The organism is Deltaproteobacteria bacterium, from assembly GCA_016208165.1.
GTDB lineage: Bacteria > Desulfobacterota > Desulfarculia > JACQYL01 > JACQYL01 > JACQYL01.
Genome location: JACQYL010000071.1, coordinates 31,818 through 45,518, shown reverse-complemented (window position 1 = coordinate 45,518; position 13,701 = coordinate 31,818). Strand labels below are relative to the sequence as shown.

Here is a 13,701-nt window from a genome sequence, read left to right as displayed (position 1 = left end):
GAAAATGAGTCTTACCGACGAAAAAATGATCGAATTGTATTCGACCATGATGAAAATCCGCATGTTCGAGGAGCAGGTCGCGGAGTATTTCGCCGAAGGGAAGATTCCGGGATTTGTCCACCTCTACGTGGGAGAGGAGGCCGTTGCCACAGGGGTCTGTGCGACACTGACCGACAAAGACTACATTACGAGCACGCATCGAGGCCATGGACATCTCATTTCCAAAGGGGGAGATGTCAAGTTGATGATGGCCGAGCTTTTCGGCAGGCGCACGGGATACTGTAAAGGCAAGGGCGGCTCGATGCACATTGCCGATGTGGACTTGGGCATACTGGGGGCCAACGGTATTGTAGGAGGAGGCCCTCCGCTGGCTTCAGGGGCCGCATTGGCGTGCCAGTATCTGGGAACGGACGCAGTGGCCGTCTGTTTTTTCGGTGACGGCGCAGCCAACCAGGGGACCACGCACGAAGCCATGAACCTGGCGTCCTGCTGGAAACTGCCGGTCGTATTCGTCAATGAGAACAACCTTTACGGCATATCGTCCTGCACCATCAATTCCATGTGCGTGGCGGACATTGCCGACAGGGCCGCAGCCTATGATATGCCCGGTGTGGTGGTGGATGGAAACGATGTGACAGCCGTCCACGAGGCGGCTGTCGAGGCTGTTAAGAGGGCCCGGGCCGGAGAAGGGCCGTCGCTGATCGAGTGCAAGACGTACCGCCACAGGGGCCATTTCGAGGGAGACCCTTGCGCATACAGAAATGATGAAGAACTCCAAGAGTGGAAACAAAAGGATCCTATACCCCGTTTCGAAAAGAAGCTGACGGAAATGGGCGTGTTGAATCCGAAAAAAATCGACGAGATCAAAAGCTCCATCCGCAAGGAACTGGACGAGGCGAGTCGTTTTGCAAAAGAAAGCCCGCTGCCGGATCCGAGCGACGTCCTGACGGACGTATACACAATCTGATGGGTCAAGCGCCTGCGGTTTTCCACAACCCAGGCCGCGCACGTTACAAAGAAGGGAGGATGTTTCTATGCCGACCATGAATATTGCTCAAGCTTTGAACGATGCCCATGTCATCGAGATGGAGCGGGATCCGAACATATACGTCGCTGGAGAAGATGTGGGCGTGTATGGAGGTATTTTCGGCGTCACCGGCGGGCTGCTGAATCGATTTGGCTCCAAGCGCGTCCGGGATACGCCGATTACGGAAAGCGCCATCATCGGAACCGCCGTGGGCGCCGCCTCGGCGGGCCTTCGACCGGTGATCGAGTTGATGTTCGTCGATTTCATCGGAGTCGCGCTGGACCAACTCTACAATCAAGCGGCCAAAATGAAGTACATGTTTGGCGGCAAGGCGAAAATTCCTCTGGTGCTCCGGGCCACGTGCGGCGCGGGAATGGGCGCCGCGGCTCAGCATTCCCAGTGTCTGGAGGCGTGGTTCATGCATGTGCCGGGGCTGAAAGTCGTTTTTCCCAGCACACCCTACGATGCCAAGGGGCTGCTCATTTCGTCCATCAGAGACGACAATCCCGTCGTGTTCCTGGAGCATAAGATGCTTTACGGCATGGAAGGTGAAGTGCCGGCGGGAGCATACACCATTCCGCTGGGAAAAGCGGATATCAAGCGGGAAGGCTCCGACGTAACCGTCGTGGCCACAGGTCAGATGACGCATAGGTCTCTGAAGGCCGCTGAGAAGCTTGCCGGCGAGGGGATTAGTGTCGAGGTCCTGGACCCTCGAACCCTTTCGCCGCTGGACGAAGAGGCCATCCTGGATTCCGTTCGTAAGACCCACCGTCTGGTCATTGTACATGAAGAGGTCAAGTTTGCGGGGTCTGGAGCTGAAATCGCGGCCCTTGTCGCTGAAAAGGCTTTCGACTACCTGGATGCGCCCATACTTCGCGTGGCCGGACCCTTTACGCCCGTTCCCTTCTCCCCGCCGCTCGAAATGGAGTTCATCCCGAGTGAGGAGAAGATCACGAAGGCGATAAGAACGGTGATGGGTCAATAACAGCCGTGTGTCTTGCCGGGCCGGATTCCTCGATGCCTTTGGAGGCGGGCCCGGGTTTCCCACCGTCCTCGCTAAACGACGTTCCCAAACGTCCGAACCCCTCGTGCGGGATCGAGTATCTCCGTCCCGCACGGCGAACCCTATCTTGAAACCGGCAACGAGACAAAGATCGACCCCGGCGACGCTTAAAAGAAAATGAGGAGCCTGAGGTTCGGCTTCCGATCGATTGCAGCGCAGCGGGATTTGGATACGGAATCGAGGTTGGGATCAGAGGAAATCTGAAGAAAGGAAAAGCATATTGTCGATCGTTGGTATCATAGCGAACCCGGCTTCCGGTAAGGACATACGAAGGCTGGTAGCCCACGGAAGCGTGTTTGACAATCAGGAAAAGGTGCGTATCGTCCGGCGGGTCCTCCTGGGCCTCGAAGCCGTAGGGGTTGAAGAAGTGTGCTACATGCCGGACTATTTCGGCATCGTGGAGCGTGCTTGCAGCCGACTCAACATGACCGCCCGTGTCTATCCGGCGAACTTCAAACCCATGGGAAATCAGCAGGACACGGTTCAAGCCGCCGCGATCATGGAGAAGCGAGGCGCAACCTGTATCCTGACCGTCGGAGGGGACGGCACCAACCGAGCAGCCGCCAAAGGGAGCGTCAACGTGCCGATTGTACCCATTTCCACGGGAACGAACAATGTTTTCCCATCCATGATCGAAGGGACCATTGCCGGGTTGGCGGCCGGTATCGTGGCAAGAAAACTGGTTCCTTTGAGCGAGTGTTCTTATCGGTGCAAGAAGCTGGCAGTGATATTGGATGGAGAGGAAACGGATTTGGCGCTTGTGGACGCCGTGGTGTACGACGATCGCTTCGTGGCTTCCAGGGCCGTCTGGGACATGGAAAAGGTGAAACAGCTTTTCCTCACGCGAGCCAGACCGGACAGCATAGGCCTCTCGTCCATCGGCGGATTGCTTGAACCCATAACGCCGGACGAACCCAGGGGGTTGTACCTGGAACTTGGGGCCGGCGGCAGACCCGTAACGGCTCCCGTGGCTCCGGGAATGATAAAGAAGGTGTTCGTAACAACCCAAAAGGTCATGCACATGGGTGATGAAATGGAGATCCGCTTCGTTCCCTGTGTCCTGGCGTTGGACGGAGAACGGGAATTGGAGGTTTCCCCCGGTCGTCGAGCCGTCATCCGCCTCACCAATGAAGGTCCCATCGTGGTCGACGTGCACAAAGCCATGACCGCGGCCATGAAGAGGAACGTTCTGACATCATAAGCATGTGGAAAAGCCGTAAACCGGAGGTGTTGGTCCGCCTGCGTCCGCTCACCCTTTTTGATCGCAGTACTTCCGGTAAAGCGCAAAACCGGCGCACATGGAAATAACGAACAACAGAACGGCCACACTGATTCGAAGGGTGGGATCGACGCGTATCCCGCTGCCCAACAAGGAAAAAATGAGCACTTGAGGCGTATACCCTACCATCGAGCCGAAAAAAAACGGTGAAAAGGGAACGGAACTCATTCCCGCGACCGAGCTGGTGAGCAAGTTGCTGCCCACCGGCATAAAGCGAATGACGACGGTCATGAAAAACGGATTCCGGCACAACAGCGAGTCCAGATCCCTGGCTCTCTTACCCAAACGGTTGGCCAGAAAACCCCGACACAAAAAGCGGGCGTAGCCGAAAATAATCGCGCAACCGAAACCACAGGCGATCAGCGCCAGGAGGGCTCCCCCCGCCGCTCCAAAAGCGTACCCCCCGAAGAAGGAGGGAACCTGGCGCGGCAATCCCACAGCGATCAGCAGTCCGGATACGCCCACAAACATAGCCCATCCGGTGACACCTTTCTCTCGTATTTGCCCATCGACCCATTGAGCGTCCAGGATTCGCTTCAAGCCGGTCGCCTCGATCAGGAACCCGACAAGAACTAAGACCAAGATGAACACCAGGCCTCTGAGGATGGTGCGCTTCTGGAGGGACAAGAGTCGGGGCGAAGGACCCGGATGGTCGTTCCGCTCCTGAAACAGGCTTCTGCGACCGTCGGCGCCGGCTGGAGATGTTGGATTGTCGCTTTCCGCCTTCATGGGTACCCAGGCTGGGCTGAAGGGTTCACGGGATGTCCGTTCGCGCTGCGCGGACGGGTTCAAAGGTTTGGGGTATTGGACCCGTGCTTCAAGCATTCTTTCCACCGCACGAATGCTCGCTGTATCGTATAGCAAAAAGGGGAAAAGCTGTCTTTACAATTCTGTGCCTGGTCCGGATCGTTACTCCCCTTGGCGCCTGTAAATTGGTCTCAGGTTTCCCTACGTTGTGCCGATATTCCTTTATGGGTTTTCGGATTAAAGGGGACAAAGGCCCCTTCGGCGCCGGTTGAAGTCGGTGACATCGAGTATCGGGAACCCGGAACGTATGTGGCGCCGGTGATCGTCCATTCTCTGCCGGATGAATGAGGGGGCGCCCGGCGAGCAGCAGGCGGACAGGATCTCATTCGGGAAAGAAGATATTCCGGCGATTCCAGGGGGCAGGAAAGTCGCGGCCGGCGATGTCGACTGTTGGCCGGCCGAAAAATCGGGGTTGAAAAAACGTAATGGAGCGTTCAAGAAATAGGCAGGTAATTGTCAAAGACGGCAATCTCCAATCCATCAAGAATAGCTAGGGGCGGCCGCACCAACCTGAAATCCGTTTTATCAACCCGTTTAAGCTCTTTGGAGGTGAGCACCTATGGCAAAACGTCGTTCGAGTTCGATGTGTGTCGCGTTCCTCGCCCTCCTGTTCGTGGGCTCTTTGTGGTCCGACGCAGGTCAGGCTGCGGCGTCCGAGTCCCAGTCGCCGAGGGCCCCAAAAGACGCGTCCGTCGTCGTTTTCTACCGCCCTCCGTCCATCGGGGTTACTCGAAAAACCATCGTGTACGATGGGGATAAACCGCTAATGACGTTTCACAAGAAACATAGGTACACCTACGTCACGTCGCCGGGAAAACATCTTTTCAAATTGTTCTCGGTAAACTCGGTGGATTTCATGGGCGCCGATCTGCTGCCCGGAAGAACCTACTTCGTGCTGCTCACTTCGAGCATGTTCGAAGTTCGTTTCAAACCGGAACACAGTGAAAACTTCGGTTTCGGCAAGCTGATGGAGGAAGTCAATGACTGCGAAGAGAGATCGATACCGAAAAGTCAGGTGAAGGAGTTTGTGGAGGATTATCGAACGCGGCTGGACCGGCTGAACAAGACTGGGTCGAGCAGTTTTTTGGCGGAACCTGAGTCCAACAGGAAGCGTTTGAAGGCGGAGTCCGGAATTGTCATTCCCGATACCCAGAAGCGGGCGGTAGCTAAGAGTTCAGCCGCCGGGGTCCCAAAAACACCCGCCGCTCCGGAATTATCCGCGTCTAAAGACAGCGTCGTCATCGTTTTCTACAGACCTTCCGGAATGGAATTCCCGTTTCGAACCGTGATCCTCGACGGCGTCACTCCTGTAGTGAGCTTGGCTCCTCGGACCATGTATGCCTACAATTGCAGTCCGGGAAAGCACTTGCTGAAGCTTTTTTCCCTCGAACAGCAGTCGGTCGACATACTGGAAGCCAATGTCGTTGCCGGGCGGACCTACTTCCTGGAAATACACCCGCAGTTGAACGAATCGGGAAAAGAGGACCGGTTCACCGCGGAAGGCGCGCCGAAGTCGGCCGGCGGCCGTCACTATTCGGTTCATTTTATCCCTCAGTTGTATCCTGCCAAATACTGGAGCGAGATTCTGGCTAAGCTGGACAGATGTGACGAAGCGTCGGATCCGAAGGATCTGTCGGAATGGGCGATCGACCATAGCGACGAAATCCGGCGCCTGGATCAAAAAGGCGTCTCCGAATTTTTGGGAGCCAAAGAAAACGAGGCAGCCCGTCTGCCTGAAGCGAGCGGTGTGGTCATTGGTAAAGACGGCAGACCTTCCTGAAGGAGGCTCGATCCGACGTGAAGTGAAGGTCGATTCCTGCAAGGGTGGAGGCCTTGGCGCAAACCGTACCCTTTATGTAATGGAAAGAAGTGAATATGCATGCTGAGAAGCGGCCATCGTTCCTGACCATGATTGCTTTCGTCGTTGCATTTACCGCCGTGGCGCCGGCTCCTTGGCCGGCCTTATGTGACGACTGCTCCGGTCTGGGAGTCGGATTCAAATGTGATTGGGATGTGGCGTACGGGGAGCCGTTCCCGGTAACCGAACTGCGAAGCGCTTGGGCGGATGATGCCGAGGAAGACCCTCCGGACTGCAGCAATGATGACGTGGATCTGTACGAGGAGATGGTTGCTTACAATACCAGGAGCCTCGATATCTATTATCCGGATGATGCGTCCGTTTCGAGGACCGTCGTCTTCTATGTGCACGGAGGAGGCTGGGAGGGCGGATATAAGGAATGGTACCGCTTTGTCCCCACCGTGTTCACCGGAGAGAAAGGGTGGGTCACGGTGGTAATCAACTATCGGCTCGTTGCGGACGAAACGTTTACGGCCGCTACCTGCCCCACCCGGGAGGCGTGCGAAGGTGCGGACGCCCCGGACCCATGGGAGAAGTCGGGAGTACCTCCCGAATACACCGATCGATCCAAAGCGGCCTGGTACCCGGACAACATGGATGATGTGGCCGAAGCTCTGGAATGGGTCGTGGACCACATCTCGGCGCCTCCCTACTATGGAGATACCCGGAATATCTTTGTTTTCGGACACTCGGCCGGAGGCCATCTCGTTTCGCTGTTGGCCACGCACCCAAAATTTGACGAAAAGCGTTACGGGCAGGGCTCGGAAACTTACAGCCTGAGAGATCGGATAAGAGGAGCGATCAGTATGAGTGGAGTGTATTCGCTGAAAAACCTGTCGGACGCGCTGTACCATGACCTCCTCGATCAGTTGTTCAAGGGATGCGGGCATAATCTGGAGCCGAAGTGCACGGATGCCGTGTTGGATGAGGCTTCGCCTCTCTATTATGTGGAGCAAGGCATAACGCTCCCACCGTTCCATATCCTTCACGCAGAGCAAGATCTTCCAGAGTTCACGGCCCAAACCTTGGCGTTCGAGCAGGCGCTGACGGATCTCAATTTAGATGTGACTCGATCGTACCTGGAGAAATTTACGCACGTGACGGAAATGATGGCCATTCAGTACACGGGAAGCACGGAGCCGTTGACCGCGGCGCTGGGCGATCCGGACGGGATGCCGCCCACTTCGTGCTTTCAGGATTTCGGACCCAATCCGAAACCGGGACCCTACAAAAATCCGACGGACATGATTGTCGATTGGATCGAGTCCCGATCGTTTCAGCCGCCCATCGTCCCGCTGAACGGGATCTGGAAGCTCCAGCAGGATGAGGCATCGATCCCATTTTACCTGCAGAAATACACGGGCGGCAGTTGTATCCTCGTTTTCACCACGGACGGGCGGTCCTTCGTTGCTTTTCAGGACCTCGATGTCAACGACGGCATCGGCGCGGAAGACGACCTGGGAGGTCGAGGGTTCAGCTTGTCGCTCGCGCTGACCAGCCAAACGGAAGGACAGATCGACGTAACATTGGCGAATGGACGATTTACCGGAGCGGTTCAGCGGGCTTTTGCGGACAGGGCCGGTACCGGCTCCTCTTCCGTTGAGCCGGCAAACGGCATTTGGAAGCCGGTAGACAGTCTGTCCGGGGGTCCCTCTTTTTACCTGCAGAAGTATGAAAGCGGTTCATGCGTCATGGTCTGCACCCGGGATGCTCAAACTTTTGTAGCTTACCAGGTTCCGGAGTGCGGCGGCGGAATCCATGCGAGCGACGACGTCGGTGGGCAGGGTTACACTGCGGAGCTGGAAACGACCGATGGCGTCCACGGGAGATTGGACGCCGCCTTGCCGGGCGAGGCTTATTCCGGGGAGGTGGCCCTCGTGTTCGAGGATACTCCTTGAATCGTGGCCTTGTCTCATGAATCGGTCCCGAGGTTGTGAGACGGTGATGGGCGCATGACCCATGTGGGAAGATAGAGGCAAAAAGATACCGCTATTTACGCTTGGCCCTGTTTTGGGCGAGAGACATTTCAGCATGAATCCTATTGGAAGCGAACATCCGGATAAGCAAAACGGTCGACCGAGCGGTTTACGAATCCTTGCGGTAGATGACGAGAAGTCGATTCTGGAGCTGTACGTGCAGCTCCTGGCGCCAATGAAAGAGGATGGCGGGTTGCTTTCCGAGGCCGTGGTCCTGTCCGGAACGGTCTTCGAAGGAGAGTGGTCCGAATCGGAGCAGGCGCCTTTCGAATTGATCGTGTGCTCTCAAGGGGATGAAGCCGTACAACTTGTTCGGGAGGCGGTGCAGGGAGGGAAGCCTTTTGCCGTTGTCTTTCTCGATGTACGGATGCCACCCGGACCGGACGGGATATGGGCGGCGGAACGCATCAGAGAGATCGATCCGGACGTCGAGATCGTGATCGTCACCGGATTTTCCGATGTTCACCCCAAAGAAATCGTACGCCGTGTTCCGCCGTCCCACAAACTGGTGTATGTGCAAAAGCCTTTTAATCTTGCGGAAATATATCAACTGGCCTCGGCTTTGAGCGCAAAGTTGAAGCAGGAGTGCGCCCTTCGCAAGGCCCATACGGTTCTCGAGAGGATGGTCGAGCAACGCACCATTGAGCTGTCCCGAGCGAACGAGAAGTTGCAGCAGGAAATCCGGGAGCGTAGATCCATCGAGTGCGCATTGAGAGAAAGTGAGGAGAAATTCCGGAGCATCAGTGGGGGGGCCCTGGACGGCATCATGATGATCGACGCTGAAGGCAAAATCTCCTTCTGGAATAAAGCAGCGGAAGCCATGTTCGGATACAGCCCGGAAGAGGCCTTGGGAAGAGAGCTGCATTTGCTCCTGGCGCCCGAGATCTATCATGAGTCATACTACACGGCGTTCAGCGCATTCAAAGAGACAGGTGAAGGGCCGGCCGTGGGCAAAACCCTCGAGCTCTCCGCATTGAAAAAGAACGGAGAGGAATTTCCCGTCGAGATCTCGATCTCCTCCCTGAAACTTCGTGGCAAATGGCATGCCGTCGGCGTGGTTCGGGATGTAACCGACCGGAAGCGAGGGGAAGAAGCGCTGAGGGAGAGCGAAGAGAAGTTTCGAAAATTTTCGGACGAGGCCTCGTTGGACGGCATCATAATACACGAGAGAGGGAGGATTCTTTACGTCAGCGAGCCCTTTGCCAAGATGTACGGATACACTCGAGAAGAGCTGATCGGTTTGGATCCGGTGGATACCATTGCTCCCGAATCTCGCCGTGTGTTGCTCAGACATGTTCGGCAAGGAGGCGAAGAATCCTATGACGTATTAGCAAAAAGAAAAGATGGGAGCACTTTTCCCATCGAGGTCCATCCGAGGAATCTTCTTCTGGGCGGCCGAAGGGTCAGAACCGTTGTGGTCCGGGACCTGACCGAACGCAGGCAAGCCGAGCAAGCCCTCCGAGAGAGCGAGGCCAGGTTCCGTTCCATCGTCGAACATTCCCACGACGGCATCATTATCGTCGATGATGCGTTTAAGCTGATATATGTCAATGAAGAACTCTGCAGGATCATCGACTACAAGCCGGCGGAAGTCATTGGGAAGGATTTCAGAACATTTGTGGACGAGGCCGACAGGCGGATGGCTGTCCGGTATTACGTGAAAGGACAGAGGGGAACTCAAGACGCCCCTTCGAGATTCGAAATAAAGCTGGTGCGGAGGGGCGGCGAGAAGAGAACCGTCGAGGTCAGCGCCTCGATTGTCAAGGATTCGGCGGGAAACGTTCAGACCGTGGCTCAGATTCTGGATGTTACCGAGCGGAAACAAGCTGAAGAGGAGAAGGCCGGGCTGGAAGCACAACTGCAACAGTCCCAAAAGATGGAAGCGGTGGGTACTCTGGCCAGCGGCATTGCCCACGATTTTAACAACATCCTGCAAGCCATCAGCGGATACGTCCAGATGGCGTCGGCTTCCAAGGCAGAGTTCGAGGGCTCCGGGGAATATCTCGAGCAGATCGACCGAGCCGTGGGTCGAGCTTCCGATCTGGTACGGCGGCTGTTGACCTTCGGGCGCAGGATCGAGCCGGTACTGAAACCCATGGACCTCAACCTATCCGTGATTCAGGCCGTTGAGATGCTGAAGAGAACGATTCCCAAGATGATTCGAATTGAGACAATGCTTGCCGAGGACCTGAGACCGATTAACGGAGACGTAACCCAACTGCAGCAGCTCTTACTGAACCTGGGCGCCAATGCCAGTGACGCCATGCCTAAAGGGGGAACGCTCGCTTTTTCGACCGAAAACATATCGCCGGAACGGGATTCTGATCGTACGGATACGCAGTCCGGAACAGGGTGGTACGTCCGGATCAAGGTTTCGGACACCGGCCAGGGTATGCGGCCGGAAACGCTGAAACATGCTTTCGAACCCTTTTATTCCACCAAGGAAGTCGGCAAAGGAACGGGCTTGGGGCTTTCCACGGTCTACGGCATCGTCAAGAACCATGGGGGAGAGATAACCTGTGAGTCCGAGCTATATCGGGGAACGACCTTCTTTATTCGACTTCCCGTTCTCAAGGATGCGGATGTGCAACACGCCGAAGAAGAGGAAGTCTTCGAAAAGCACGTGGTGGGCGGAGATGAAACCATTCTGGTCGCGGATGACGAGAAAGATCTGGTAGAAGTTGCACGACAATTTCTCGAACGCTACGGCTATTCCGTTATTGACGTATCCAGTGGAGAGGAAGCCCTTGAGTATTACAGGGAGAGGGGAAACAACATCGATCTGGTGGTCATGGATCTCGGTATGCCGGGGATGGGCGGTCTAAGAGCGCTGGATCGAATGATGGCGGTGGACCCGAAAGCCAAGGTGCTTGTCGCCAGCGGATACACGGCGGATGAGTGGAAGAGGAAATGCGCCGAAGCGGGGGCGCTGGAATTTATTGACAAGCCTTACCGCTTCAAAGACCTGCTCAAGAAGATCAGAACGGCTCTGGACAGGCGCTAGGTTTTGGAGGTGGTCAGGGAGACGCGAAAAACGTCTCCCTGAGGTGTTTTTCACACTGCGCGCACGGCCGCAGCGGTTTTGGCCGGGCCCCCGGCCGCTGGTTCTTTCCCCGGCCGAATCCCTTCCAGCCGGGAGCCCCACGGCCATGCTCGATGGATCTCCCAACCGATTGTCACTGACCGAGGACACCGGTCGTGAATGCATCGAGCCCGATACGATCCATCATTTTGCCCATGCGCTCGTTGGGCTTGGCGTTTTCCTTGTAGTAACCGATGATCCTTGTTGTTCAAGAAATGGGCGCTCCCCGATGATGGGATCGGGATGAATTGACCTGTCTGAGAGGGTAGTCCGGAATGAATCCACTTATTGATGAGGACTGCTATGCACAAGCGGATCGTCTCCAGCGGGGATTATGCGGTAAGCAAGCAAGATGAGGCCGTCTTGGAGGCTTACCTTGGGAGTTGTGTCGGCATAACCATGTGCGATCCGGAAGCCGGTGTGGGTGGTTTGCTTCATTTGATTCTCCCTGAACCCGTCGGTTTTGACAAAGAACGTCATCCCGAACGTTACGCGACCACGGGAATGCCCTTGTTTATTCAATCGCTCGAGAAGGCGGGTGCGAGACGGGAACATCTCCGTGCTTGTGTGGCCGGGGGCGCCTTGGTGGGCAAGTTGACCGAGGCGGATCTATTCCTGGATATCGGCGGACGCACCACGGAGATTGTGGAGAAGCGCCTCCGCGATGCCTCCATCAAAATAGAACAATCTGAGACCGGCGGCCACTTGGGGTGCTGTTTGAGCCTTGACTTGAGGAACTGGGAGACCCGGATCGAGCCCGTGGGGTTGCGGTTGAAACCGGAGATGAAAAACTTCAAGAAGTTTTCCCGGGAAGATATCCACTTCATTTTGAGTCGATTGCGGCCCATCCCCCAATTGGTCCTGAAAATCGTACGGATGATCAACGACGACGCCTACGATCTCGGCGACTTGTCCGCGGACGTGCGATCGGACCAGGTCATTGCCGGTCGGGTTCTGCATCTCTGCAATTCCGCGCTGATCGGCATTCGAGGAAAGATCGACTCCATTGACCGCGCCCTGACCATGCTTGGGCAGAAGGAACTGTTGCGGCTGGTCTGCTCCGCATCTCTCGAGGGGTTTTTCGAGCCGTACGAACTCGGGTATTCACTGATCAAAGGAGGCCTCTATCAGCACGCCGTGGGTACGGGGACGGTTGCAGCCCAGATGGCGAGGCTGCTGAAGGTCTCGTCTCCCGATGTGGCATACACCGCCGGCCTTCTGCATGACATCGGAAAGGTGGCCATGGACCAGTACATCGCCGACGCTTATCCGCTGTTTTACCGGAGAATGCAAGAAGGAAACGAGAGTCTCCTGTTGGTGGAATCGGATACGTTGGGCATCGATCACGCTGCCATGGGCGGGCTCATGGCGGACAAATGGGGTTTTCCCGGCCGTCTCCTCGACGTCATCGCGCATCACCACTCGCCGGAAGACTCCGAGGACGACCCGGAATTGGCTCACATCGTCTATTTTGCGGACTTGCTTATGGGCAGATTCCATGCAGGCCGGGAACTGGAGAACATGGAAACGGAACGTCTGGCGTCACGGTTGTCCAGAATCGGCTTGAAGCCGAATCAATTTCCCCTCCTGGTGGTGACGCTGGCTCGAAGCGTGCTCGAGAGGTGAAATGAAGATAACGGTAGGATCCAGGCCGTGTTCCCATCGGCCTTTTTCCTAACCTGCATGAAAAACGCTTAAATTCTGTCCAAAATATCCGATTTGATACACCGAAAGAAGAGGATAGTCTTAGAGACATCTCCTGCTCCGAATGCTGCGATCACGAAATGCTTCCTGCCGATCCGATTCCCTGTCCGAAGGCGCAAAACAGGTGGATTCCGCCTCGGATCAAGTCGCTTCCTCAAGCCATTCCATGGCCGAGGGGGCTTCCCAGCAAGCCGCTTCTCCGGAGGAGACGTCTTCTTGCATGGAAGAGATGGCGAGCATGACCCGGCAGAACGCCGAGAACGCCTCCCAGGCCGACAAACTGATGAAACGGACGGCTGAAGTGGTTTCCAAGGCCAACGAGTCCATGACCCTGTTGATTGCTTCCATGCACGACATTTCAACGGCCAGTGAAGCAACGTCGAAGATTATAAAAACCATTGACGAAATTGCTTTCCAGACCAATCTCCTCGCGCTGAATGCCGCTGTTGAGGCGGCCAGGGCTTCCGGGGAGATGAATGCCCAGGCACAGCAAATGATGGGTTCGGTTCGTGACCTGGTCGCTTTGATGGGAATAGAAGAACAGACCCATAAGGGGAAAATGGTTCGTCGGAATCCCAAGTCGAAAACAAAGGGCGCGTCCGGGCTTCCGGAACTTTCACGACCCCGTACCGCGGTAAGAGCGGACAAGATGGCTGCGGGCGGTGCGAAAAAGGCGCGTCCCGAGCAGGTCATACCATTGGACCACAAGGATTTCGAAGACTTCTAGTGTCACGTTCCAAGGATAGACGCGGTTCTTCCGGGGGGCGTCGAAAACGTCGCCCCCCGGCTTTGTTCGAGAAAAGCCCGGAGAGCGGCGTCCCCTTGGCATGGAAGGCCCTTGACCCCGGCCGCACCGCCTCCGGCGGAACGGCCGGATTTCTGCACGCAGGCGTGCGTTCTTAATC

9 protein-coding genes are annotated in these 13,701 nt (G+C 56.2%); 8 read left to right on the top strand and 1 reads right to left on the bottom strand.

The window, feature by feature from the left end:
• The first annotated feature begins 4 nt into the window (after positions 1–4).
• From HY788_14945 to HY788_14935, 3 genes are all read left to right on the top strand, one after another.
• The gene (locus HY788_14945) at positions 5–967 is read left to right on the top strand and encodes a thiamine pyrophosphate-dependent dehydrogenase E1 component subunit alpha (GenBank protein ID MBI4775444.1); all 963 of its coding nucleotides are present in this window, start codon (positions 5–7) and stop codon (positions 965–967) included.
• Positions 968–1,034: 67 nt separating this feature from the next.
• Positions 1,035–2,012 carry an alpha-ketoacid dehydrogenase subunit beta gene (locus HY788_14940; GenBank protein ID MBI4775443.1) on the top strand — a complete coding sequence of 326 codons (978 nt, stop codon included), beginning with the start codon at positions 1,035–1,037 and terminating at the stop codon, positions 2,010–2,012.
• A 298-nt stretch (positions 2,013–2,310) separates the two neighbouring features.
• On the top strand, positions 2,311–3,291 hold the full coding sequence (locus HY788_14935; protein ID MBI4775442.1) for an NAD(+)/NADH kinase: 981 nt from the start codon (positions 2,311–2,313) through the stop codon (positions 3,289–3,291).
• Between the two features lie 48 nt (positions 3,292–3,339).
• On the opposite strand, the gene HY788_14930 is transcribed toward HY788_14935, so the two are convergent.
• The gene (locus HY788_14930) at positions 3,340–4,194 is read right to left on the bottom strand and encodes a VTT domain-containing protein (protein MBI4775441.1); all 855 of its coding nucleotides are present in this window, start codon (positions 4,192–4,194) and stop codon (positions 3,340–3,342) included.
• Positions 4,195–4,735: 541 nt separating this feature from the next.
• Between HY788_14930 and HY788_14925 the strand changes: the two genes are divergently transcribed.
• The 5 genes from HY788_14925 to HY788_14905 all read left to right on the top strand — a co-directional run bounded on the left by HY788_14925 (position 4,736) and on the right by HY788_14905 (position 13,523).
• On the top strand, positions 4,736–5,956 hold the full coding sequence (locus HY788_14925) for a hypothetical protein (GenBank protein ID MBI4775440.1): 1,221 nt from the start codon (positions 4,736–4,738) through the stop codon (positions 5,954–5,956).
• Positions 5,957–6,051: 95 nt separating this feature from the next.
• Complete coding sequence (locus HY788_14920; GenBank protein ID MBI4775439.1) at positions 6,052–7,932, top strand: alpha/beta hydrolase; 1,881 nt, start codon at positions 6,052–6,054, stop codon at positions 7,930–7,932.
• Positions 7,933–8,065: 133 nt separating this feature from the next.
• Positions 8,066–11,014, top strand: coding sequence for a PAS domain S-box protein (locus tag HY788_14915; protein ID MBI4775438.1), 2,949 nt, complete (start codon positions 8,066–8,068; stop codon positions 11,012–11,014).
• A gap of 381 nt (positions 11,015–11,395) precedes the next feature.
• On the top strand, positions 11,396–12,718 hold the full coding sequence (locus tag HY788_14910; GenBank protein ID MBI4775437.1) for an HDOD domain-containing protein: 1,323 nt from the start codon (positions 11,396–11,398) through the stop codon (positions 12,716–12,718).
• Between the two features lie 142 nt (positions 12,719–12,860).
• Complete coding sequence (locus tag HY788_14905) at positions 12,861–13,523, top strand: hypothetical protein (GenBank protein MBI4775436.1); 663 nt, start codon at positions 12,861–12,863, stop codon at positions 13,521–13,523.
• Positions 13,524–13,701: the final 178 nt, after the last annotated feature.